Origin of the sequence: Streptomyces sp. NPDC005435, assembly GCF_040703155.1 — a bacterium.
GTDB lineage: Bacteria > Actinomycetota > Actinomycetes > Streptomycetales > Streptomycetaceae > Streptomyces.
Genome location: NZ_JBEXEQ010000015.1, coordinates 175,915 through 198,015, shown reverse-complemented (window position 1 = coordinate 198,015; position 22,101 = coordinate 175,915). Strand labels below are relative to the sequence as shown.

Sequence of the window (22,101 nt, the reverse complement as noted above, 5' to 3'; positions counted from 1 at the left end):
GCCGATGCTCCGCATCGACTCCCTCCTCCGCCTTGCGACGCACGGCACCAGACGCCGCTCCCTGATCCGGCCTGATCGACGAGACACCCCCTAGCCCCGCAGCACCAGCGCCTGCCCCGCCACCACCAGCAGCACCTGCTCGCACTCGGCCGCGAACGCCGCGTTCAGTCGGCCGAGTTCGTCGCGGTAGCGGCGTCCGGAGGCGGTGGCCGGGACGATGCCCGAGCCCACCTCGTTCGACACCGCCACCACCGTGCGGCGGGCGGCGCGCACCGCCGCCACCAGCTCCCGTACCCGCTCGCGCAGCGCCTTCTCGCCGCCGTCCGCCCACTCCGCGTCGTCCCAGGCCCCGACCGCGTCCATGGCGTCCGTCAGCCACAGCGACAGACAGTCGATCAGCACCGGCGGCCCCTCCTCGGCCAGCACCGGCACCAGGTCCGTCGTCTCCGTCGTACGCCACGACCCCGGCCGCCGCTCGCGGTGCGCCGCGACCCGCTGGGCCCACTCGGAGTCGCCGCCGCGCGTGCCGCCGGTGGCGGCGTACAGCACGTCGGGGAAGGCCTCCAGGCGGCGTTCGGCCTCCACCGACTTGCCCGAGCGGGCGCCGCCGAGGACCAGCGTCCGGCGCGGCACGTCCGGCACGTCCTCGTACGCGCCCACCGCCAGCGTCGTACCGTCCGGCACCGCGCGCGCCCCGGCCGCCGCGAGCCGCCGCCGGACCTCCGCGCCCTGCGGCACGTCGTGGTCGAGGTGGACGGCCACCACGTCCGTCGTCGGGCCGGCCGCGCCGGCCGCGCGCAGCCGGGCCAGCGCGTCCGGGCGGCCCACCACGTCGGCGAGGATCAGGTGGTACGCCCGCGTCGGCGCCTCCAGGCCCGCCGGGAAGCCGCCCGGCGGCAGATACAGCAGCCGCTGTCCGTCCGGGCCGGTCACCGCGTACCCGGTGCCGCCCGCGTCCATCGCCAGGGCCCGTACCCGGTGTCCGGTCAGCAGGGTCAGCTCACGGCCGTCCGGCACCCGCACCGGCTGCGGCAGCCCGGCCGGCACCTCCACGGCGGGTCCGTCGTGCGGGTGGGAGAGCAGCACCTGACGCACCCCGCCCAGGGAGTGCCCGGCCCGTGCCGCCGCGAAGGCCGCTCCGGGGGTGAGGTCGAGGAGCAGCGCGTCGTCGACCAGCAGCGCGGTCGCCGCCCGCGCGTCGGGGCCGAGGGCGGTCGCGCACACGGCACAGGGGCAGTCGGGCCGGGGCAGCCCCGGCGGGGCACCGGTGCCGAGCAGAGTGACGTCCACGGACCGATTTTCACCCGGCCCGGCGGCTGCCGCGCCCCGGTGTCCCCGAAGCCGCGGTGGCGGGGGCGTGTCGCCACCCTGGCCGGGTGATGATCCACGATCTCCTGTGACCGGCGCCGCCGAGCGCATACGCTGCCCGCAGCGTCGGATCGAAGGAGGCCCGCATGACGGCATGGACGTGGCGGTTCGAGAAGGCCGACGGGACGGAGGTCCCGCCCGCGGTCGAGCCGGAGGAGTTCACCACGCAGGGGGACGCCGAGTCCTGGATCGGCGAGCACTGGAAGGCGCTCCTGGAGGGCGGCGCGGACCAGGTGCGGCTGTTCGAGGAGGGCACCGAGATCTACGGCCCGATGAGCCTGAACGCGGACCAGACCGCGTAACCCGGCCGCCCGTCAGGTCCCGGCGCGCCCGGGACCTGACGGCGCCCCCGGTGCTGACCGGATCGTTCCGCACCCGGCCCCGATCGTGTCTGCCGAAGCCGCATGTCCCCAGGTCAGACTGGGTGCCATGAAGCGAGCACTCATCGTCATCGATGTCCAGGAATCCTTCCGCGCCCGTCCGCTGTGGAAGGAGATCGGCAACCCCGACATCGCCGACCCCGTCAACCGGCTCGTCCGGCTCGCCCGCGACCACGGCGACCTCGTCGTCTGGGTGCTGCACACCGAGCCCGGCAGCGGCGACGTGTTCGACCCCGAACTCGGCCACGTACGGCTCCTGGAGGAGCTGGTGCCGCCGCTGCCCGGCGAACCGGTGCTGCGCAAGACCGCGCACAACGCGTTCACCACTACCCACCTCCAGCAACTGCTGACCGAGGTGGGCGTGGGCGAGCTGTGGGTGTGCGGCATCCGTACCGAACAGTGCGTCGAGACCACCGCCCGGCTCGGCAGCGACCTCGGCTACGAGGTCGTCTTCGTGGCCGACGCGACCACCACCAACCCCATCGGGGACCTGGGCGTGGACGCGATCATGGAACGCACCCAGGCCGTCCTGCGCGACCGCTTCGCCCGCATCGCCACCGTCGCGGAGCTGGCAGCATCGCCCGTATGACCCGCGTCGTCTTCGTCCTGCTGCCCGACGTCCACCTCCTCGACCTCGCCGGACCGGCCCAGGTCTTCGCCACGGCGGCGGACTTCGGGCAGCCGTACACCCTCGACTACGTCGCCGAGTCCCCGCAGATCACCAGCGCGCAGGGCCTGCCGCTCCTGGCGCGCACCGAGTGGCCGCCCCTGGACCCCGGGGACCTGGTCGTCGTACCGGGCTGGCGCGCCCCGTCCCTGCGCGGCGGCCCCGAGCCCGGCGCCGCCCTCGTCGAGCGGCTGCGCGCGCACCACGCGGCGGGCGGCACCGTCGCCAGCGTCTGCGCCGGGGCGGAGGCGCTCGGCCGCGCGGGGCTGCTCGACGGGCGCCGCTGTACGACCCACCACGCGCTCCAGGACGAACTCGCCGCCCGCCATCCCCGGGCCACCGTCGTGCGGGACGTGCTCTTCACCACCGACGACCGCGTGGTCACCTCGGCGGGCATCGCCAGCGGGATCGATCTCGCGCTGCATCTGCTGGCGGTACGGCACGGGCCCGCGCCGGCCGCGCGGGTCGCCCGGGAGATGGTGATCTACGCGCGGCGTAACGGGGACGAGCCGCAGGCCAGTGCGATGTTGCGGTACCGGGGGCATCTGGACGACACCGCGCACCGGGTGCAGGATCTGATCGACGCGCGGTTCGCCGAGCGGTTGCCGCTGGGTTTTCTCGCCGCGCATGTCGGCGTCAGCGCGCGGACGCTCACGCGGGTGTTCGGGCGGGCGACGGGGCTTACGCCGTTGCGGTATCAGCAGGCGCTGCGGGTCGAGCGGGCCGAGCATCTCATGGGGCATGGGGCGACTGCGGAGTCGGCTGCGCGGGAAGTCGGGTTCGACGACGCGAGGATGCTGCGCAGGCTTCGGCGGGTTTCAACCGCCTGATCGCCGTTGGTGGTTCTGTCCGTCTCGCGGGTGCCGGGCCGTCGTGGCTTGTCGCGCAGTTCCCCGCGCCCCTCGGGGCGTGCGCTTCGCGCCGCCCCGACCCCTCTCACTGCTCGCCCAGTGTCACCTCCGTCGTTCCCTCCCTGCCGTTTCGCTGGTACGTCACCTTCACCCGTTGGCCCGGTTTGTCTGCCGCCAAAGCCTCCGCCAGGGCCGTCACCGAGGTGATCGTGGTGTTGTCCAGGCGGGTGATGACGTCGCCGGTGCGGAGGGCGGCGCGGGCGGCGGGGCCGCCGGGGGTGACGGTGACGATGGCGGCGCCGACGGGGCGGTAGCCGTCGTCCACGACCGTGCGGGCGCTGATGCCGAGGGCGGCGCGGCCGGAGTCGGTGACCTTGCCGTGCTCGACGATCTGGCCGGCGACCGTGCGCACCAGCGAGGAGGGGATGGCGAAGCCGATGCCGGGCGCCGCGCCGCCCATCCCGGGGTCGGCGGCGCCGAGCGTCGGGATGCCGACGACCTGCCCGTCCAGGTCCACCAGGGCGCCCCCGCTGTTGCCGGGGTTGATCGCGGCCGAGGTCTGCACCATGTTGGCGATGGTCGCGCCCGTGCCGCCGCCCTCGTCGCCCTCGCTGACCGTCCGCCCGGTCGCGGAGACGATGCCCTGCGTCACGCTGGAGGACAGCCCGAACGGCGAGCCCATCGCCAGCACGATCTGGCCCACCTGCACCTTGGCCGAGTCCGCGAGCACCGCCGGCTTCAGCCCGGCCGGCACCCGGTCCAGCTTGATCACCGCGAGGTCCTGGTCGGGATAGGAGTAGACGAGACTCGCGGTCAGCTGCTCCTCGCTGCTGGCCGTCGTCACCTTGAAGGTCTTCTCCGCGCCGACCACGTGCGCGTTGGTGACGATGTGCCCCTGGTCGTCGAAGACCACCCCCGAGCCCAGATCCCGGCTCGCCTGGATCTGCACGACCGACGGCAGGACTTCCTTGATGACCCGCTGGTACTGGTCCTGGAGCTGGTTCGACACCTCGGGCAGCGCGGCCCGCGCGGCCGACGGCTCGGCCGGGGCCGCGCCCGGCGCCGAACAGCCGGAGCCGAGGACGGCGGCGCACGCCAGCACGGCGGCGGCCGGTGCCGCCCGGCCGAGAGCGCGGGTACGGGAAGCGTCCATGCCCCGAGTCTGAGCGCCCGGGGCCCGCAGCGGCCCGCCGGATACGCCCGAACGGGCTCAGCGCCGTACGGGCGAAGGACTCAGCGTCGAACGGGCGACGGACTCAGCGGCGTACGGGCGACGGGCTCAGCCCCGCACCCCGCACAGGTGCAGCAGCGCCGCGACACCGCGGTACGGGTCCGTACGCCCGGCCCGCTCCTCCACGTCCAGCAGTCCCGGCACGTCGGCGGCCGGGTACGAGGACGGCGGGGTGGCGGCGCCCGGGTCGTCCGGGTCGGCGAGGTCGGCGAACACGCCCACGCCGTACCAGGCGTGCAGCGGGGCGGCGATGCCGTCGAGGGTGGCGGTCAGCACCGCCAGGCGGTCGGCGCGTACCCGGGGGGCGGGCTGCTCGGCCGGGCCCTCCCCGTCCGCCTCGGACCGCGAGCGCGGCAGCAGGGCGGTGGCGTCGAGCGCGGCCAGGGCGCCCGTCCAGTCACCGGCCAGACCCGGCCGCATGGCGAGCGCGTCGCCGTTGCGCACCAGGATCGAGAGCAGACCGCCGGGCGCGAGCATCCGGGCCAGACCCGCCACCAGCGGATCGGGCTCCTCGACCCGCATCAGCAGACCGTGGCAGAGCACCACGTCGAAGCTGCCCGGCAGGAAGTGCACGCCGGTGTCCCGCCCGTCACCGTGCACCAGCCGGACCCGCTCGCGCACGCCCTCCGGCTCGGCGGCCAGGTTCGCGCGCGCGGCCGCGACCACCACCGGGTCGTTCTCCACCCCGGTGACGTGATGCCCGAGCCGGGCCAGCCTGAGCGCCCCCGCGCCCCGGCCGGTGCCCACGTCGAGCACCCGCAGCCGCCGCCCGAGGGCGTAGCGCGCCGCCAGCTGCTCGTCCAGCTGCCGGGTCACCAGCTCATGGCGCAGAAGGTCACGTGAAACACCCGGTCCGCCCTGCCGGAGTCCGGCGGCGGGCCGGGGAGCCGCGTCTGCGCTCAGGGCCGCTCTCCGCGCTTGACCTGCGGCTTGGGCAGCCGGAGCCGGCGCATCTGGAGCGAGCGCATCAGGCCGTAGGCCACCGCGCCCCTGCGGTTGTCGGCCGGGAAGCGCTCGGCCAGCGCCTTGCGCAGCCGGATGCCGCTCCAGATCGAGTCGAGCACGATGAGCACGATCACGATCAGCCACAGGATCAGCGCGATGCTCTGCAGCGCGGGCACCCGCACGATGCTGAGCACGAGGATCACGATGGCCGAGGGCAGGAAGAACTCCGCGACGTTGATCCGCGAGTCCACCCAGTCACGGGCGAACTTCCGGATCGGGCCCTTGTCGCGGGCGGGCAGGTACCGCTCGTCGCCGCCGGCCAGGGCCTTGCGCTGGCGCTCCAGAGCGCTGCGGCGCTCCTCGCGCTGGCGCTTGGCCGCGTCCTTGCGGTTCGTCGGCGTACTGGCCACACTGCGCCGCTGGGACTGGGCCTCGCTCCGCTTGGGAGTGGGCCTGCCCTTCGGGGCCTGCGGGTCACGGGTCTGCTTGGAGAGGGTCACCTGCGCCTTGTCGGCGGGGGCCTTCTCGTCCTTGGCACGGCTACGGAACACAAAACCCAAGGGTACGGGCTTCCCGGCATGGACCCCAGCCCTCTGGGGAACGATCCGGCAACACCCGGCGTCTGTAGGAGGGACCGCACCCGGCGACATGGGGGACGAACGGGACGCCACCCGGGGATCACCTACTCCTCACGCCGGAGCGGGGGCGTCCGCCCTCGTCCCTGGGGAGGAGAGCATGAGCGCCTGAACGGTGCGGTAATGGTGGCAGGGCCCGTACTGTGGGTTCTGTCGCAGGATCGGTGAGCTGGAGTCCGTCAGAAGGGGGCGCGCGAAGCCCATGAGCGGTGTCATGAAGCGTATGGGGATGATCTTCCGCGCGAAGGCGAACAAGGCCCTTGACCGGGCCGAGGACCCGCGCGAGACCCTCGACTACTCGTACCAGAAGCAGCTGGAGCTGCTCCAGAAGGTGCGCCGGGGCGTCGCCGACGTGGCGACCTCCCGCAAGCGGCTGGAGCTCCAGCTCAACCAGCTGCAGCAGCAGTCCGGGAAGCTGGAGGACCAGGGCCGCAAGGCGCTCGCGCTCGGCCGCGAGGACCTGGCCCGCGAGGCGCTCTCCCGGCGCTCCGCCCTCCAGCAGCAGGTGACCGACCTGGAGACGCAGCACGCCACGCTCCAGGGCGAGGAGGAGAAGCTGACGCTGGCCGCCCAGCGCCTCCAGGCCAAGGTGGACGCCTTCCGCACCAAGAAGGAGACCATCAAGGCCACCTACACCGCCGCCCAGGCGCAGACCCGCATCGGCGAGGCGTTCTCCGGCATCTCCGAGGAGATGGGCGACGTCGGTCTCGCGATCCAGCGCGCCGAGGACAAGACCGCCCAGCTCCAGGCCCGCGCCGGTGCCATCGACGAGCTGCTCGCCTCCGGCGTCCTGGACGACCAGTCCGGCATGGCCAAGGACGACATCCAGGCCGAGCTGGACCGCCTCTCCGGCGGCACGGACGTCGAGCTGGAGCTCCAGCGGATGAAGGCCGAGCTGGCCGGGGGCTCCCCGCAGCAGGCCATCGAGGGCGGCACCGGCCAGGGGCAGGCCCAGCAGCAGGACACCCCGCGCTTCGACAAGCAGTAGCCCGCCGCCGGGACCGAGCCGAGGAGGCCGACGTGATCGTACGGATCATGGGCGAGGGCCAGGTGCGCGTGGACGACGCGCACTTCACCGAGCTGAACAAGCTGGACGACGAGCTGCTGGCCGAGGTGGAGAGCGGTGACGAGGCGGGCTTCCGCCGTACGCTCACCGCCCTCCTCGACGCCGTCCGGGGTTTCGGCACCCCGCTGCCGGACGACGCCCTGGAGCCCTCGGAGCTGATCCTCCCGGGCCCGGACGCGACGCTGGAGGAGGTCCGGGAACTCCTGGGCGACGACGGGCTGATCCCGGGCTGACCGGCCGGTCCGGCCCGGGACCTCCAGAGACCCCGGGACCTCAAGAGGCCCTGGGGACACGTCAGTTCAGCGTGAACCACGTGGTGCGGGACTTCTGCCACTCCGGGTGGGAGAGGTCCTTCGCCTCGGTGCCGTCGCCGTAGAGGTCGGCGCTGCCGTCGTCGGTGATCAGCCGCACCCGGCCGCCGGGCACCGACAGATCGGGCGTGCTCACGATCGACTCCCAGCCCCCCGCGTCCGCCGTCGGCAGGTCCAGCGTCTTCACCGGCTGGTGTCCGGGGACGCTGTCCCAGGTGTAGAGGGCGTACGGCGCGCTGTTGTCCTCCGCCGCCCAGGACCCGGCCAGGATCAGATACCGCCCCTGGTCGTCACGGCGCAGATCGCGCACCGAGAGCCCGCCGAGGTCCAGCTCGACGGGGGTGCCGAAGACCGCCTTCGTACCGCGTGCCACCTGGTCGATGTTCGTCACCGGCACCAGCAGCGCCCTGCCGCCCTCCTGCGGCGGGACCAGCGGGGCGCGGAAGCCCAGGTAGGCGGTGGTGGTGGAGCCCGGCGCGAACTCCAGGCCCTCCACGTTGAGGCCGTCCACCTGCTTCGGGGTCTGCCCGTCGGCGGTCGCGGCGGCGAAGCCGTACCGGTCGCCGTTGGCCTGGTCCCAGGCCACCAGGTCGTCGCGGAGCCGGTGGCCCGCCGTCCCGAAGGTCACCGAGGTCGCCGCGCCGGAGCCGGAGAGCGTGGTGGTGAAGACGGTGTTGCGGGCGGGCTTGTACGCGCCGTCCTTGTTGTTACCGAGCGAGCCGGTCCAGTAGACGGTGTTCCCGACCCGGGTGCCGCCCTCGATGTCCGCCTCCTTGTCGGAGCCGAGCGCACTGCTCAGGTCCCAGCTCCTCACCGGCGCCCCGGAGGCCGAACCGTCGTACAGGCGCAGGGTGTTGTCCTCGTCGTTGGCGACCAGGAGGTAGCCGTTCCCGGCGTCCACGGCGGCCGAGGCGTCCGACGCGCCGGTCAGATAGCGGGCGTCGGCCGAGCGCTGGACGGCCGGGGAGGCCGCGTAGTGCAGGGTCGCGGTGGCCGTCTTGCCGCCGAGCCCGGTCACCTTCAGGGTGAGGTCGGTGTAGCCCTGGGCGTGGGCGGTCACGGCGACCGTACGGGTGCCGCCGGTGCCCGTGACCTGTACGTCCCCGGTGCCCGCCACCGACGACCTGCTCGTCTTGCTCGCGGCCACCGTCAGGTCGGAGGCGTCGGCGCCGCTCTGCGCGACGGTCGCCGTGACGACCGGGTCGCCGCTCGCGCCGACCGCGCCCGACAGATACCCGGCGGACAGCTTGATCGTCGGCGTCCCGTAACTCGCGGCCGCCGCCGGGGCGACCGGCAGCAGCGGGCCCGCCGCCGACACCAGCGCGAGAGCGGCGACCGTCCGGAGAGAGCGGAGGGACGAGGGGTGGGGGCGCACGGGGACCGCCTTTCGTCGACCGGACGCGTCCGGCCGCCTGGGCACGGACGCCGAGCAGAAGGCTGGGCCGGTACGGCCAACAGCGGGCGTCCCACATGGATACCCGGGGCGAACACCGGCCGACACCTGATGGCGCCTCGCCGCTCGTGGCGGCCCCTGGCAGGCAGCCGGCAGTCCGTGCCGGTCCGTGGCAGCCCTGGGGACCGATTCCCGTACCCCGCCCGGCGCCCGTACTGTTCACCGGTGAGCACTCTCCAACGCGCCCGGTACGGGGCGCAGGCCCACCCCCTCGCCCTGGACGCGGTCCTCGCCGGTCTGGTGCTGGTGTGCATGATCGGCGGCTCCTTCGCCTCGCCCCACGGCGAGCACGGGGTCGCCTGGGGCGAACGCGCCCCGGACCCGCTCAGCCTGGCCCTGATGGTCGCCGGCGCGGTCGCGCTCGTGCTGCGCCGCCGCGCGCCCATGGCCGTCCTCGCCGTCACCGGCGTCTGCTCGCTGGTCGAGTGCGTCACCGGAGACCCGCGCGCCCCCGTCGTGATGTGCGCCGTCGTCGCCCTCTACACGGTCGCCTCCACCACCGGCCGGGCCACCACCTGGCGGGTCGCGCTGCTGGCCATGGCCGTGCTGACCGCCGCCGCCATGCTCGCCGGGCCGCTGCCCTGGTACGCGCAGGAGAACCTCGCCATCATCGCCTGGACCGGCATCGGCGCCACCGCGGGCGACGCCGTGCGCAGCCACCGCGCCTTCGTACAGGCCATACGGGAGCGCGCCGAACGCGCCGAGCGCACCCGCGAGGAGGAGGCCCGCCGACGGGTCGCCGAGGAACGGCTGCGCATCGCCCGCGAGCTGCACGACGTGGTCGCCCACCACATCGCCCTGGTCAACGTGCAGGCCGGAGTCGCCGCCCATGTCATGGACCGGCGCCCCGACCAGGCCAAGGAAGCCCTCGCCCACGTCCGCTCGGCCAGCCGCTCCGCGCTCGGCGAGCTGCGCGCCACCGTCGGCCTGCTCCGCCAGTCCGGCGACCCGGCCGCCCCCACCGAACCCGCCCCCGGCCTCAACCGCCTCGACGAACTCGCGGGCACCTTCCGCAGCGCCGGGCTCCCGGTGGAGGTCGCCCGCGCCGACCAGGACACCGAACTGCCCGCCGCCGTCGACCTCGCCGCCTACCGGATCGTCCAGGAGGCCCTGACCAACGCCCAGAAGCACGCCGGGACCGCCGCGAAGGCCGAGGTCAGCGTCGTACGGGTGGGACCGAACATCGAGGTCAGCGTGCTGGACAACGGCCCCGGCGTCACCGGCGCGCCGAGCGCGGGCGGCGGGCACGGGCTGCTCGGGATGCGCGAGCGGGTCACCGCGCTCGGCGGCACCCTCACCACCGGACCCCGCTTCGGCGGCGGCTTCCGCGTCCATGCCATCCTGCCGGTCAAGACCCGTACGACCGACCGGGAGGAGCCCGCGTGACCATCCGCGTCCTGCTCGCCGACGACCAGGCGCTGCTGCGCAGCGCGTTCCGGGTGCTGGTGGAGTCCGAGCCCGGCATGGCCGTCGTCGGCGAGGCGTCCGACGGGGCCGAGGCGGTGCGGCTGGCCAAGGAACGGGACGCCGACGTGGTCCTCATGGACATCCGGATGCCCGGCACCGACGGACTCGCCGCCACCCGGATGATCGGCGCCGACCCGGACCTCGCCCGGGTCCGCGTGGTCATCCTGACCACCTTCGAGGTGGACGACTACGTGGTGGAGGCGCTGCGCGCGGGTGCGTCCGGCTTCCTCGGCAAGGGCAGCGAGCCCGAGGAACTGCTCGCCGCGATCCGGCTGGCCGCCGACGGCGAGGCACTGCTCTCCCCGGCCGCCACCAAGGGCCTGATCGCCCGCTTCCTCGCCCAGGCCGGCACCGCGGTCCCCGACCCGGTCCGCCTCGCCCGGCTCGACGCGCTCACCGGGCGTGAGCGCGAGGTGCTGGTCCAGGTGGCCGGCGGACTCAGCAACGACGAGATCGCCGAGCGCCTGGAGGTCAGCCCGCTGACCGTGAAGACGCACGTCAACCGGGCCATGGCCAAGCTCGGCGCCCGCGACCGGGCCCAGCTCGTGGTCATCGCCTACGAGTCCGGGCTGGTACGTCCCCGGACGGAGTGACCTCCACCCGCGTGTACTGCGCGTGGAGTAGGAGCCGGGTAAGAGACGGCACCTGGGGCCTACGGAGCCGGGTCCGGCCATGGGCCAAGGTATGGGGTGGGCGCCTTTTCGCGCCCGGCCCAGCTTCTGCGCCCTGCCCAGCAGCTTCTGCCGCTCACAGAAGAGAGACCCTGTCCCATGTCCTGGCTGTCCCGGTTCAGCCTCCGGCAACGGGCCCTCGTCGGCCTGGTGTCGCTCGTCGCGCTGCTCTTCGGAGCCATCGCGATACCCCAGATCAAACAGCAGCTCCTGCCCACCATCGACCTGCCCATGGTGTCGGTGATCGCGCCGTACCAGGGTGCCTCGCCCGACGTGGTCGAGAAGCAGGTCGTCGAGCCCATCGAGAACAACCTCCAGGGCGTCGACGGCATCACCGGTGTCACCTCCACCGCCTCCGAGGGCAACGCCGTGATCATGGCGTCCTTCGACTACGGCAACGACACCAAGCGGCTCGTCACCGACGTGCAGCAGGCCGTGAACCGGGCCCGGGGCCAGCTCCCGGACTCCGTGGACCCGCAGGTCATCTCCGGCTCCACCGACGACATGCCCACCGTCGTCCTCGCCGCGTCCTCCGGCCAGGACCAGCAGGCGCTCGCCGACAAGCTGGACCGTACGGTCGTGCCCGCGCTGAAGGACATCGACGGCGTCGGCCGCGTCCAGGTCACCGGCGTCCGTGACGTCCAGGTCGCCGTCACGCCGGACAACGCCAAGCTCGCCAAGGCCGGACTGACCCCCGCCGCGCTCGTCCCCGCGCTGCAGGCGGGCGGCGCGACCGTCCCGGCCGGCTCCTTCGACGAGAACGGCGCCAACCGCACCGTCCAGGTCGGCGGCGGCTACACCTCGCTGGCCCAGATCAAGGACCTGATGGTCACCGGCGCGCCGGGTGCCAAGCCCGTACGCCTCGGTGACGTCGCCAAGGTCGAGGAGCGCCCGGCGCCCTCGGACTCCCTCACCCGCACCGACGGCCGGCCGAGCCTCGCCGTCAACGTCACCATGGACCACGGCGGCAGCGCCGTCGCCATCTCCGAGGCCGTCAAGGACAAGCTGCCCAAGCTGCGCACCGACCTCGGCTCCGGCGCGAAGCTGACGGTCGTCAGCGACCAGGGCCCGGCGGTCTCCAAGGCCATCGACGGCCTGACCACCGAGGGCGCCCTCGGTCTGCTCTTCGCGGTCCTGGTCATCCTGGTCTTCCTGGCCTCGATCCGCTCCACGCTGGTCACGGCGGTCTCCATCCCGCTGTCCGTGGTCCTCGCGCTGATCGTGCTGTGGACGCGCGGGCTGTCCCTGAACATGCTCACCCTGGGCGCGCTGACCATCGCCATCGGCCGGGTCGTGGACGACTCGATCGTGGTCCTGGAGAACATCAAGCGGCACCTCGGCTACGGCGAGGAGCGCGGCCAGGCCATCATCGGCGCGGTCCGCGAGGTGGCCGGAGCGGTCACCTCCTCCACCCTCACCACGGTCGCCGTCTTCCTGCCGATAGGCCTGGTCGGCGGCATGGTGGGCGCCCTGTTCGGCTCCTTCAGCATCACCGTGACGGCGGCCCTGCTGGCCTCGCTGCTGGTGTCGCTGACGGTCGTGCCGGTGCTGTCGTACTGGTTCCTGCGCGCCCCGAAGGGCACCCCCGAGGACGCCGAGGAGGCGCGCCGCCGGGCGGAGGAGAAGGAATCCACCAGCCGCCTCCAGCGGGCGTACGTCCCGGTCCTGCGGTTCGCGACCCGGCGCCGGCTCACCAGCGTGCTCATCGCGGTGGTCGTGCTGCTCGGCACCTTCGGGATGTCCGGGCTGCTGAAGACGAACTTCTTCGACCAGGGCGAGCAGCAGGTCCTCACCGTCAAGCAGACGCTGAAGCCCGGCACCAGCCTTCAGGCCACGGACGCGCAGGCCAAGCGGGTGGAGAAGCTGCTCGCCTCGGTCAAGGGCGTCAAGGACTACCAGGTCACCATCGGCTCCTCCGGCTTCATGGCGGCCTTCGGCGGCGGCACCGACACCAACCAGGCGTCGTACCAGGTCATGCTGAAGGACGGGGCGTCCTTCACCGGCGTGCAGAAGCATCTGACGGACGGGCTCGCCAAGCTCGACGGCATCGGCACGACCACCGTGTCCGGCGGCGACAGCTTCGGCAACCAGGACCTCAGCGTCGTGGTCAAGGCGGCCGACCCGGCCACCCTGAAGACCGCCGCCGCGAAGGTCCGCTCCACCGTGGCGGGCCTGGACGACGTCACCGACGTGACCAGCGACCTCTCGCAGAGCGTGCCGCGCATCTCGGTCAAGGCCAACGGCAAGGCGGCCGCCGCCGGGTTCGACCAGCAGAAGCTGGGCGGCGCCGTCGCGCAGGCCGTACGCGGTCTCCCCGCGGGCAAGGCGATCCTGGACGACACCGAGCGCGATGTCGTGGTGCGCTCGGCCAAGCCCGCGACCACGCTGGCCCAGCTGAAGAACCTGAACCTGGGCCGGGTCGAGCTCGGTGACATCGCGACCGTCAAGCTGGTAGACGGCCCCGTGTCGATGACCCGTATCGACGGCCAGCGCGCCGCCACGATCAAGGGCCGGCCGACCGGGGACAACACCGGCGCGGTCAGCACCCAGCTCCAGGCCAAGCTGAAGACGCTGAAGCTCCCGGCGGGCGCCACGGCCGAGGTCGGCGGTGTCTCCTCCGACCAGGACGACGCGTTCAAGAACCTGGGCCTGGCCATGCTCGCGGCCATCGCGATCGTGTTCATGCTGCTGGTGGCGACGTTCCGCTCGCTGGTGCAGCCGCTGATCCTGCTGGTGTCCATCCCGTTCGCGGCGACCGGCGCGCTCGGTCTCCTCATCATCACCGGCACCCCGATGGGCGTCCCGGCGATGATCGGCATGCTGATGCTCATCGGCATCGTGGTGACCAACGCCATCGTGCTCATCGACCTGATCAACCAGTACCGGTCCCAGGGCTACGGCGTCGTCGAGGCCGTGATCGAGGGCGGCCGGCACCGCCTCCGCCCGATCCTGATGACGGCCCTGGCGACGATCTTCGCCCTCCTCCCCATGGCCCTCGGCGTCACCGGCCAGGGCGGCTTCATCGCCCAGCCCCTCGCCGTCGTCGTCATCGGCGGCCTGATCACCTCCACCCTCCTCACCCTCCTCCTGGTCCCGACGCTCTACGCGATGCTGGAACTCCGCAAGGAGCGCCGCGCGGCGAAGAGGGCGGCCAAGAAGGCGGAGCCGGAGAAGGAGGCCCCGGAGCCGGTCGCGGTGTAGCCGCTACGGCCCGGATACGACGTCCGGACAGCGAAAGGGCCCGGCCCGCACGATCGTGCGGGCCGGGCCTCTCTGTCTGTCGCCGTCAGAGCCTCAGAGGAAGTCCGTCGTGTCCAGCTCGAAGCCGAAGGGACCCGGGAGCGCGAGGGACGTGCCGAACGGGACGGTGCAGAGCTGGCGGTAGTCGTCGCTTCCCGGATCGCTGAACAGCGTGACCGAGGAGGCGTCCCGGTCCACCAGCAGGTACAGGGGGATCCCGGCACGCGCGTAACCGTGGCGCTTGGCCTCGCGGTCCATCCGGGGCTTGGTGGATGTCACTTCCAGCACCATGGCGACACCGTCGGAGGGCATCCAGGAGTCGGCGCCGCGGTAGAGCCGTAGCGCGGTGGGCGCGAAGGTGCCGTCCGGGATCACATGGTCCTTCGGGTCGCGCTCCGTGCTCTTCAGCAGCAGGCCCTTGTTGCCGGAGAACTGCATATCGGTCCGGGACCGCCTGACCACCTGGCTCACGATCAGCCCGATGTAGTCCTCGTGGTCCCCGTCCGGCGGTGGTGTCACAACGATCTCCCCCTCGATCAGCTCGGCATGGAAGCCCTCGGGGGTGTCCAGGGACATAAAGATGTCCAGCAGTCCCTCAGCCGGCGTGGTCGGCTCATGCGCGACGGCAGTCATGTCACGCCCCTCCTTCGGTCGCTCGCCAGGCTGGGACACCGGAAGATCACCTGTCCATGAGATCGGGAACCGTTCCCCCGATCGTGGCACGAAAGGGGCGCTTCCCGATATCGGGAAGCGCCCCTGACCCGCGTACGGATGAAGGTTCCTACGGCAGCGCCAGCATCCGCTCCAGCGCCAGTTTCGCGAACGCCTCCGTCTCGCGGTCCACCTCGATGCGGTTGACCAGGGTGCCCTCGGCGAGGGACTCCAGGGTCCAGACCAGGTGGGGGAGGTCGATGCGGTTCATGGTGGAGCAGAAGCAGACCGTGCGGTCGAGGAAGACGATCTCCTTGTCCTCGGCCGCGAAACGATTCGCCAGGCGGCGGACGAGGTTCAGCTCGGTGCCGATGGCCCACTTGGAGCCGGCCGGGGCCGCTTCCAGGGTCTTGATGATGTGCTCCGTGGAGCCGACGTGGTCCGCCGCCGCCACGACCTCGTACCGGCACTCGGGATGGACCAGCACATTGATGCCGGGCACGCGCGCGCGGACGTCCTCGACCGACTCCAGGCTGAAGCGGCCGTGCACGGAGCAGTGGCCGCGCCACAGGATCATCTTGGCGTCACGGAGCTGCTGGGCGGTCAGTCCGCCGTTCGGCTTGTGCGGGTTGTAGAGGACGCAGTCCTCCAGGGACATGCCCATCTCCCGCACGGCGGTGTTGCGCCCGAGGTGCTGGTCGGGCAGGAACAGCACCTTCTCACCCTGCTCGAAGGCCCAGTCCAGGGCCCGCTTGGCGTTGGACGACGTACAGATCGTGCCGCCGTGCTTGCCGGTGAACGCCTTGATGTCGGCGGAGGAGTTCATGTACGACACCGGCACGACCTGCTCGGCCACGCCCGCCTCGGTCAGCACGTCCCAGCACTCGGCGACCTGCTCGGCCGTCGCCATGTCGGCCATGGAGCAGCCGGCGGCGAGGTCGGGCAGGACGACCTTCTGGTCGTCGGAGGTGAGGATGTCGGCCGACTCGGCCATGAAGTGCACACCGCAGAAGACGATGTACTCGGCCTCCGGACGCGCGGCGGCGTCCCGGGCCAGCTTGAAGGAGTCGCCCGTGACATCCGCGAACTGGATGACCTCGTCACGCTGGTAGTGGTGGCCGAGGACGAAGACCTTGTCCCCGAGCTTCGCCTTCGCGGCGCGGGCGCGCTCGACGAGGTCCGGGTCGGAGGGGGCGGGCAGATCGCCGGGGCATTCGACGCCCCGCTCGCTCTTCGGGTCGGCGCCGCGGCCGAGCAGCAGCAGGGCGAGCGGAGACGGCTGGACGTCGAGCTGCGGGGTCTGGGCGGTGGTCACGACACCTACCCTTTCTAGTTTTCGTCTAACTGACGTTATCTATGATAGCCGCTTCACGTCACTTTGACGATGGCGATAGCGTCCATGTGACGTGAATCCCGGCACGGTCCGGGGCCCGAGCACCGGGCCGCTGTCCCACCCCCCGGCCGTGTGCGAGCATGGAGATGAGAAGCAATACGCGGCAACGCGCCCGCCCGGCCCGGAATGAATCGGCCGACGCGCCGGTTGCACTCCTCGAAAAGCAGTCTCCGTACGACTTGGGAGAGATGTAGATGTCCGTATCGGACGAGACCAGCACCGTCACCGACGGCATCGTCCTGACCGACGCCGCCGCGTCGAAGGTCAAGGCCCTGCTCGACCAGGAAGGCCGTGACGACCTCGCGCTGCGTGTCGCCGTCCAGCCCGGCGGCTGCTCCGGCCTGCGCTACCAGCTCTTCTTCGACGAGCGCTCGCTCGACGGCGACGTCGTGAAGGACTTCGGCGGCGTCAAGGTCGTCACCGACCGCATGAGCGCGCCCTACCTGATCGGCGCCACCGTCGACTTCGTGGACACGATCGAGAAGCAGGGCTTCACGATCGACAACCCGAACGCGACGGGCTCCTGCGCCTGCGGCGACTCCTTCAGCTAAGCGGCCCGACCGGCCCGACGCGCGAGGCGGCGGCCCCCTGCCCGGGGGTCCGCCGCCTCGCGCGTTCTCGCGTCCCGGGGTCGCTACTTCTCGGGACGGGCGAGCGAATCAGCCTCCGGCACCCGGCCGCCGTCCTCCGTGACGACCGTCCGCCCGCCGAGCGGCGCGTCGAGGCGTACGGTCTCGGCGAACTCCTTCGCCATCAGCACGCACACCTTGCCCGGCCGGGGCCGCTCGGTCACCGACACCGTCACCCGCCCGGCGCTCTCCTTCGCGGCCGCGCGGTGATCGGCGCAGACGCCGCCCATGAAGCGGACGGTCAGCTCACGGCCGTGCGCGCTGTACGCCCCGACCTTCACGGACCGCTCGCTCCCCGCCGAGCCGGACGGCGCCGCCGTGGTGAGGTACTCCGGGGCCACCGCCGGGTACGTCACCGTGAACGTGCCGCGCGCCGCCGTACCCCGCACCTGGTACAGCCACGACGGCACCAGGGCCTCCCGGCCGTCCACCGTGTGCGCGGCGAGCCCGAACACCGCCTTCTCCACGGTCAGCCGGTCACCCTTCGGCGTGCCCGGGGACGGGTCCGTCCCGCACGGCTGCTCCAGCCGGTCCTTCGCCGGCACCGGTGTCGCACAGCCCCCGATGCCCATCCGATGCCCGTCCGGCTGCGCCGAGTTGAGCAGCGCCAGGGTCTTGTCCGCGCTGAGTACGGGGTATTCGGCGCCCTTCCCGGGTACGGCCAGCATTCCGTGGCCGCCGACCAGCTCGCCCCGTTCGTCCACGGTCAGCCCGGTCGTCCAGCCGTAGGTGGGCAGCCCGCCCACCACCGGGTCGGCGTTCACCACCCGCCGGGCGCCCATGACCTGGCTCGCGTCGGTCTTCGCGTCGTCCTGCCCGAGCGCCTTCAGCACCGGCGCGACCACCTGCCGGGCCTTCGCCACGCTCACCGCGTCGGCGGCCGGGGCGATCGGGTCCTGCGCGCACACGTCGGCCTTGGGGCAGTTGTCGGTGCCGGGTGCGTACCGGCTGAAGGACCAGCCGCCCGCCGCGCCCCCGGCCACCCGCAGCACCGGCTCGCCCGCGTGACCGCCGACCCGCCAGCCGTCCCCGTCGGCCACGGGCGTACCGGCCACGTCCAGCGCCCGCGCCAGCCGGGCCACCGCGTCCTTGCCGACGGCGCCCTCCGGGACGTGCACCGGCGCCGACCCCGGCCCCTCGGGCAGCTTCCCCTCGGCCACGTACCGCACGCCGTACGGATTCCGCTCCCCGGGTGCGATCCCCGCCGTACTCCCCGTCGGCGCCGGACTCCACCCGTCCAGCGCGAGCGGCGGGGGAGTGGCTCCGGAACCGGCCGCCCCGGGCTCACCGTCCGCCCCGACCCCCGAGGCCAGCCAGGCCCCGCCACCGCCGAGCGCCAGCACGGCCGCGGCCACCGAGGCGACGACCAGGGCGGTACGGGGGCGGGGCGGGGGAGGGGGTACGTCCGAGTGGGGCGCGGCCGGGTGGGTGGTTCCGGTGTCGGTGCCGGTGGCCGGCGCGCTGTCCGCGGGGGCTGAGGCGTCTTCCTGGGCGGGCTGTCCGGTCGCCGCCTCCGGCTCCGCACCCGCGTCGTCGGCCGCCGTATTCGGCTCCGCGTCCACGTTCTTGCCGGCTGCCCCTGCCTTCGCATCCGTGCCGGTGTCCGCGGAGGTGTCCGCAGCTTCCGCCTTCACATCTGCGTCCGCGTCGGCGTCCGCGGCCTCCGCCTTCACGTTCGCGTCCGTGCCGGTGTCCGCAGCGTCTGCGTCCGCGTCCGTGCCGGTCTCCGCAGCCTCTGCCTTCGGCTCCGCACCCGCGTGCGCTGTTTCCGCAGCCACGCCCTTGTCCGCCGCCCCCGCCTCCACGCCCGGCCCGGCGGACGCGCCCCCACGCCCCTCCGCCGTCGCAGGCAACCCCGCCTCGGCCTGCTCAGGCTCCGGGACCGGGGTGTCCTCGGGGTTCTCGGGGTTCTGGGGTCGCTCGGGGTTCACCGCATCGCTCCTCGCCGGTTCGTGCCCCGTCTCGCGGGGACGGCGGTGGGACGCGTGAGGGGAGCGCGCGGTTCCCTTCCGTGCGCCCCCGCTCAGTCGCCGTAGTCCGGCATGGCGTCCACCAGCCGGGCCGAGCGGTCGGGGACGCGTACCCCGTGGATCAGGGACGGCGGTACCGGACGGCCGGCGGCGTCCGCCGAGGCCGGCCAGTGCGGCACCATCCGGGCACAGTCGCCACGCAGCGCCGCGAGGCCGCCGTCGAGGTCGGCCGGGGTGGGGGAGTTGCCCCTGAGGTTCGTCATGCCCGCACCGTAGGCACGCGGGCGGCGGTGAAGAAAGATCTACTATCGGGTAGTTTTCACTGCTTCAGTGGCTGCCCGGAACCGGGTAGCGTGAACTGTCACCTCCCCTTCCGCCAGGAGAACGCCCGTCGTGCGCATCGCAGTCACCGGCTCCATCGCCACCGACCACCTCATGACCTTCCCCGGCCGCTTCGCCGACCAGTTCGTCGCGGACCAGCTGCACACGGTCTCGCTCTCCTTCCTGGTCGACAACCTGGACGTCCGCCGGGGCGGCGTCGGCGCGAACATCGCCTTCGGCATGGGCCAGCTCGGCACCCGCCCGGTCCTGGTCGGCGCCGCGGGCTTCGACTTCGACGAGTACCGCGCCTGGCTGGAGCGCCACGGCGTGGACACCGAGTCCGTCCGCATCTCCGAGACCCTGCACACCGCCCGCTTCGTGTGCACCACGGACGCCGACCACAACCAGATCGGCTCCTTCTACACCGGCGCCATGAGCGAGGCCCGCCTCATCGAGCTGAAGACGGTCGGAGACCGCGTCGGCGGTCTGGACCTCGTCCTGATCGGCGCCGACGACCCCGAGGCGATGCTCCGCCACACCGAGGAGTGCCGCTCCCGCGCCATCCCCTTCGCCGCCGACTTCTCCCAGCAGATCGCCCGCATGGAGGGCGAGGAGATCCGGATACTGCTGGACGGCGCCACGTACCTCTTCTCCAACGAGTACGAGAAGGGCCTGATCGAGGCCAAGACCGGCTGGACCGACGAGCAGATCCTCGCCAAGGTCGGCCACCGCGTCACCACCCTCGGCTCGCGCGGCGTCCGCATCGAGCGGGTCGGCGAGGACCCGATCGAGGTCGGCTGCCCCGACGAGGAGCGCAAGTCCGACCCGACGGGTGTCGGCGACGCCTTCCGCGCCGGGTTCCTCTCCGGTCTCGCCTGGGGCGTCTCCCTGGAGCGCGCGGCGCAGGTGGGCTGCATGCTGGCGACGCTGGTCATCGAGACGGTGGGTACGCAGGAGTACCAGTTGCGCCGTGCTCACTTCATGGACCGCTTCACCAAGGCGTACGGGGACGACGCGGCGGCGGAGGTTCGCGAGCACCTGGGCTGAGTTTGCGTGTGCGTGTGCGTGTGCCTCGACGGGTCCGTGGTTGGCTGCGGGCCCGTTGGGGCTGGTTGCGCCCACGCGGCGGAGCCGCATGTCCAATGCAGCCCCGCGCCCCTGGGTCGGCTGCCCTCACGATCCTTGCCGGCTCACCCGGCATCAGCTCACCCGGCGCACGAGGTACGCCGTACCCCGGGGCGCCGCCTCCTCGCCCACGTACTCCTGCCCCCGCATCGCGCACCACGCCGGGATGTCCAGCCGGGCCGCCTCGTCGTCCGAGAGGACCCGTACCGTGCCGCCCACCGGCACATCGCCGAAGACCTTGGCCAGCTCGATGACCGGGACCGGGCACCGCTTGCCCAGCGAGTCCACCACCAGCTCCGCCGCGCGCACCGACGTGACCGGGGCGGCGGCCCCCAGCTGCTCCCGGACCCGGGCCACCACACCGGGCAGTACGCCGAGGAACCGCTCCACGTCCTCCTCCGCCACCCCCGGCGGCAGCGACACGCGGACGTTCCCCTCGCTCAGCACCCCCATCGCCTTCAGCACATGGCTCGGCTCCAGCGTGCCGCTCGTGCACGAGGAGCCCGAGGAGACGGCGAAGCCCTCCCGGTCCAGCTCGTGCAGCAGCGCCTCGCCGTCCACGTAGAGACAGGAGAAGGTGACGATCCCCGGCAGCCGCCGTACCGGATCGCCCACCACCTCCACGTCCGGCACGAGATGCGGCACCCGCGCCCGCACCCGCTCGGTCAGCTCGCGCAGCCGTACCGCCTCCGCGTCCGCCTCGGCCCGTACGGCGCGCAGCGCCGCCACCGCCGCGACGATCGCCGGGATGTTCCCGAAGTCGGCCGTGCGCCCCGACCGCCCCTCCTCGCGCGGCCCTTGGGGCTGGAACCGCACCCCCTTGCGCACCACGAGCAGCCCCACCCCGGCGGGTCCGCCCCACTTGCGCGCACTGGCGGTCAGCAGCGACCAGTCACCCCCGACCGCCCCCCACCCCAGCGACTGCGCGGCGTCCACCAGCAACGGCACCCCCGCCGCCCGGCACACCTCGGCCACCTCCGCCACCGGCTGCACGGTCCCCACCTCGTGATTGGCGGACTGCAGACACGCCAGCGCGGTGTCGGCGCGCAGGGCATCCCCGTACCCACGCACCGGGACGGCACCCCCACGGTCGACGGCGACCCGACTCACCGACCCGCCGTCGGCCTCCCACGCTTCCGCCGAATGGAGTACAGAGGAATGTTCGACCCCTGACACGATGAGGTGACGCCCCGTCCGCCGCCGCCCGGCCAGCGCCCCCGCGATCCCCTGCCGCACCGCATCGGTCCCGGAAGCGGTGAACACCACCTCGTCGGCCCGGCACCCCACCGCCTCCGCAGCCGCCTCCCGAGCCGCGTCCACCAGCACCCGAGCCCTGCGCCCCTCCCGATAGACCCGCCCAGGATCAGCCCACCCCTCCTCCAAAGAGGCCATCAGAGCCTGCCGGGCAACAGGATGAAGGGGAGCAACGGAAGCAGCGTCGAAGTAACTCACAAGCTCAACGTTAAAACTCCGGGCACGCCACGAAGGGGCGCGGGGAACTGCGCGAACGGCCCACCACATACCCGCACACGCCCCCAAATCGCAACAACCCACGGCGATTAGGCCCCATATCTCACCCCCGCCAATTGACCGGCGACGCGTATCCCCCCCTCCCCGCGAACCGCCGGAGGCCGTCGGCTAGGGTTTGGTCCGCATAAACATCCAAACCCCTGCCCGACGCAGGGCGGCGACCGACCAGCGAGAAGGCCGCAGCCGACCGCGCGGGC

At 72.8% G+C, this 22,101-nt stretch carries 20 protein-coding genes; 10 read left to right on the top strand and 10 right to left on the bottom strand.

All coding sequences use genetic code 11. From position 1 onward, the window contains the following. Window positions 1-90 precede the first annotated feature (90 nt). A complete protein-coding gene (locus AB0898_RS21020) occupies window positions 91-1,290 on the bottom strand; it encodes a bifunctional adenosylcobinamide kinase/adenosylcobinamide-phosphate guanylyltransferase (protein WP_366804456.1) in 1,200 nt (399 codons plus the stop codon). Between the two features lie 164 nt (window positions 1,291-1,454). Between AB0898_RS21020 and AB0898_RS21015 the strand changes: the two genes are divergently transcribed. From AB0898_RS21015 to AB0898_RS21005, 3 genes are all read left to right on the top strand, one after another. Further along, entirely contained in the window at window positions 1,455-1,670 is a 216-nt protein-coding gene (locus AB0898_RS21015; RefSeq protein ID WP_366804455.1) for a hypothetical protein, read from the top strand. Window positions 1,671-1,797: 127 nt separating this feature from the next. Beyond that, window positions 1,798-2,337 carry an isochorismatase family protein gene (locus tag AB0898_RS21010; RefSeq protein WP_366804454.1) on the top strand — a complete coding sequence of 180 codons (540 nt, stop codon included), beginning with the start codon at window positions 1,798-1,800 and terminating at the stop codon, window positions 2,335-2,337. Beyond that, on the top strand, window positions 2,334-3,245 hold the full coding sequence (locus tag AB0898_RS21005) for a DJ-1/PfpI family protein (RefSeq protein ID WP_366804453.1): 912 nt from the start codon (window positions 2,334-2,336) through the stop codon (window positions 3,243-3,245). Before AB0898_RS21010 ends, AB0898_RS21005 begins: the two co-directional genes overlap by 4 nt. Window positions 3,246-3,351: 106 nt before the next feature. Here the strand turns inward: AB0898_RS21005 and AB0898_RS21000 are convergent, their stop codons facing one another. The 3 genes from AB0898_RS21000 to AB0898_RS20990 all read right to left on the bottom strand — a co-directional run bounded on the left by AB0898_RS21000 (window position 3,352) and on the right by AB0898_RS20990 (window position 5,993). Then, window positions 3,352-4,419 carry a trypsin-like peptidase domain-containing protein gene (locus tag AB0898_RS21000; RefSeq protein ID WP_366804452.1) on the bottom strand — a complete coding sequence of 356 codons (1,068 nt, stop codon included), beginning with the start codon at window positions 4,417-4,419 and terminating at the stop codon, window positions 3,352-3,354. 126 nt (window positions 4,420-4,545) lie between these two features. Continuing rightward, on the bottom strand, window positions 4,546-5,313 hold the full coding sequence (locus AB0898_RS20995; protein WP_366804451.1) for a class I SAM-dependent methyltransferase: 768 nt from the start codon (window positions 5,311-5,313) through the stop codon (window positions 4,546-4,548). Between the two features lie 83 nt (window positions 5,314-5,396). Then, window positions 5,397-5,993: a DUF3043 domain-containing protein gene (locus AB0898_RS20990; protein ID WP_366804450.1), complete on the bottom strand. Its 597-nt coding sequence runs from the start codon at window positions 5,991-5,993 to the stop codon at window positions 5,397-5,399. A 298-nt stretch (window positions 5,994-6,291) separates the two neighbouring features. On the opposite strand from AB0898_RS20990, the gene AB0898_RS20985 reads away from it, so the two are divergent. Both AB0898_RS20985 and pspAA read left to right on the top strand, forming a co-directional pair. Then, on the top strand, window positions 6,292-7,065 hold the full coding sequence (locus tag AB0898_RS20985) for a PspA/IM30 family protein (protein WP_366804449.1): 774 nt from the start codon (window positions 6,292-6,294) through the stop codon (window positions 7,063-7,065). Window positions 7,066-7,097: 32 nt separating this feature from the next. Further along, the gene (gene pspAA, locus AB0898_RS20980; RefSeq protein WP_366804448.1) at window positions 7,098-7,376 is read left to right on the top strand and encodes a PspA-associated protein PspAA; all 279 of its coding nucleotides are present in this window, start codon (window positions 7,098-7,100) and stop codon (window positions 7,374-7,376) included. Window positions 7,377-7,437: 61 nt separating this feature from the next. On the opposite strand, the gene AB0898_RS20975 is transcribed toward pspAA, so the two are convergent. Continuing rightward, the gene (locus AB0898_RS20975; RefSeq protein WP_366804447.1) at window positions 7,438-8,829 is read right to left on the bottom strand and encodes a hypothetical protein; all 1,392 of its coding nucleotides are present in this window, start codon (window positions 8,827-8,829) and stop codon (window positions 7,438-7,440) included. Window positions 8,830-9,072: 243 nt separating this feature from the next. Between AB0898_RS20975 and AB0898_RS20970 the strand changes: the two genes are divergently transcribed. The 3 genes from AB0898_RS20970 to AB0898_RS20960 all read left to right on the top strand — a co-directional run bounded on the left by AB0898_RS20970 (window position 9,073) and on the right by AB0898_RS20960 (window position 14,246). Next, complete coding sequence (locus AB0898_RS20970; protein ID WP_366804446.1) at window positions 9,073-10,293, top strand: sensor histidine kinase; 1,221 nt, start codon at window positions 9,073-9,075, stop codon at window positions 10,291-10,293. Next, window positions 10,290-10,967, top strand: a complete 678-nt coding sequence (locus AB0898_RS20965) for a response regulator transcription factor (protein WP_366804445.1) — start codon at window positions 10,290-10,292, stop codon at window positions 10,965-10,967. The genes AB0898_RS20970 and AB0898_RS20965 overlap by 4 nt, the downstream gene beginning before the upstream one ends. 177 nt (window positions 10,968-11,144) lie before the next feature. Then, entirely contained in the window at window positions 11,145-14,246 is a 3,102-nt protein-coding gene (locus tag AB0898_RS20960; protein WP_366804444.1) for an efflux RND transporter permease subunit, read from the top strand. A 93-nt stretch (window positions 14,247-14,339) separates the two neighbouring features. On the opposite strand, the gene AB0898_RS20955 is transcribed toward AB0898_RS20960, so the two are convergent. Together AB0898_RS20955 and nadA are read right to left on the bottom strand one after the other, a co-directional pair. Further along, window positions 14,340-14,918, bottom strand: a complete 579-nt coding sequence (locus AB0898_RS20955; RefSeq protein WP_366804443.1) for a Uma2 family endonuclease — start codon at window positions 14,916-14,918, stop codon at window positions 14,340-14,342. A 148-nt stretch (window positions 14,919-15,066) separates the two neighbouring features. Further along, window positions 15,067-16,251 (bottom strand): quinolinate synthase NadA, encoded by a 1,185-nt coding sequence (gene nadA / locus AB0898_RS20950; protein ID WP_361782888.1) that lies wholly within the window; start codon window positions 16,249-16,251, stop codon window positions 15,067-15,069. 272 nt (window positions 16,252-16,523) lie between these two features. Here nadA and erpA point away from each other — a divergent pair, with 272 nt between their 5' ends. Beyond that, window positions 16,524-16,880 carry an iron-sulfur cluster insertion protein ErpA gene (erpA, locus tag AB0898_RS20945; RefSeq protein ID WP_366804442.1) on the top strand — a complete coding sequence of 119 codons (357 nt, stop codon included), beginning with the start codon at window positions 16,524-16,526 and terminating at the stop codon, window positions 16,878-16,880. 83 nt (window positions 16,881-16,963) lie between these two features. Here erpA and AB0898_RS20940 read toward each other — a convergent pair whose 3' ends face one another. Further along, window positions 16,964-18,889 (bottom strand): hypothetical protein, encoded by a 1,926-nt coding sequence (locus tag AB0898_RS20940; protein WP_366804441.1) that lies wholly within the window; start codon window positions 18,887-18,889, stop codon window positions 16,964-16,966. Between the two features lie 92 nt (window positions 18,890-18,981). Continuing rightward, window positions 18,982-19,191 (bottom strand): hypothetical protein, encoded by a 210-nt coding sequence (locus AB0898_RS20935; protein ID WP_366804440.1) that lies wholly within the window; start codon window positions 19,189-19,191, stop codon window positions 18,982-18,984. Between the two features lie 130 nt (window positions 19,192-19,321). Here AB0898_RS20935 and AB0898_RS20930 point away from each other — a divergent pair, with 130 nt between their 5' ends. Further along, window positions 19,322-20,296: a carbohydrate kinase family protein gene (locus tag AB0898_RS20930; protein WP_366804439.1), complete on the top strand. Its 975-nt coding sequence runs from the start codon at window positions 19,322-19,324 to the stop codon at window positions 20,294-20,296. 153 nt (window positions 20,297-20,449) lie between these two features. On the opposite strand, the gene AB0898_RS20925 is transcribed toward AB0898_RS20930, so the two are convergent. Next, entirely contained in the window at window positions 20,450-21,826 is a 1,377-nt protein-coding gene (locus AB0898_RS20925; protein WP_366804438.1) for an aminotransferase class V-fold PLP-dependent enzyme, read from the bottom strand. Window positions 21,827-22,101 lie beyond the last annotated feature (275 nt).

Coding starts and splice junctions, on each gene's coding strand:
- AB0898_RS21015 (WP_366804455.1), top strand. CDS start 1,455: ATGACGGCATGGACGTGGCGGTTCGAGAAGGCCGACGGGACGGAGGTC.
- AB0898_RS21010 (WP_366804454.1), top strand. CDS start 1,798: ATGAAGCGAGCACTCATCGTCATCGATGTCCAGGAATCCTTCCGCGCC.
- AB0898_RS21005 (WP_366804453.1), top strand. CDS start 2,334: ATGACCCGCGTCGTCTTCGTCCTGCTGCCCGACGTCCACCTCCTCGAC.
- AB0898_RS21000 (WP_366804452.1), bottom strand. CDS start 4,419: ATGGACGCTTCCCGTACCCGCGCTCTCGGCCGGGCGGCACCGGCCGCC.
- AB0898_RS20985 (WP_366804449.1), top strand. CDS start 6,292: ATGAAGCGTATGGGGATGATCTTCCGCGCGAAGGCGAACAAGGCCCTT.
- AB0898_RS20960 (WP_366804444.1), top strand. CDS start 11,145: ATGTCCTGGCTGTCCCGGTTCAGCCTCCGGCAACGGGCCCTCGTCGGC.
- AB0898_RS20955 (WP_366804443.1), bottom strand. CDS start 14,918: ATGACTGCCGTCGCGCATGAGCCGACCACGCCGGCTGAGGGACTGCTG.
- erpA (WP_366804442.1), top strand. CDS start 16,524: ATGTCCGTATCGGACGAGACCAGCACCGTCACCGACGGCATCGTCCTG.
- AB0898_RS20935 (WP_366804440.1), bottom strand. CDS start 19,191: ATGACGAACCTCAGGGGCAACTCCCCCACCCCGGCCGACCTCGACGGC.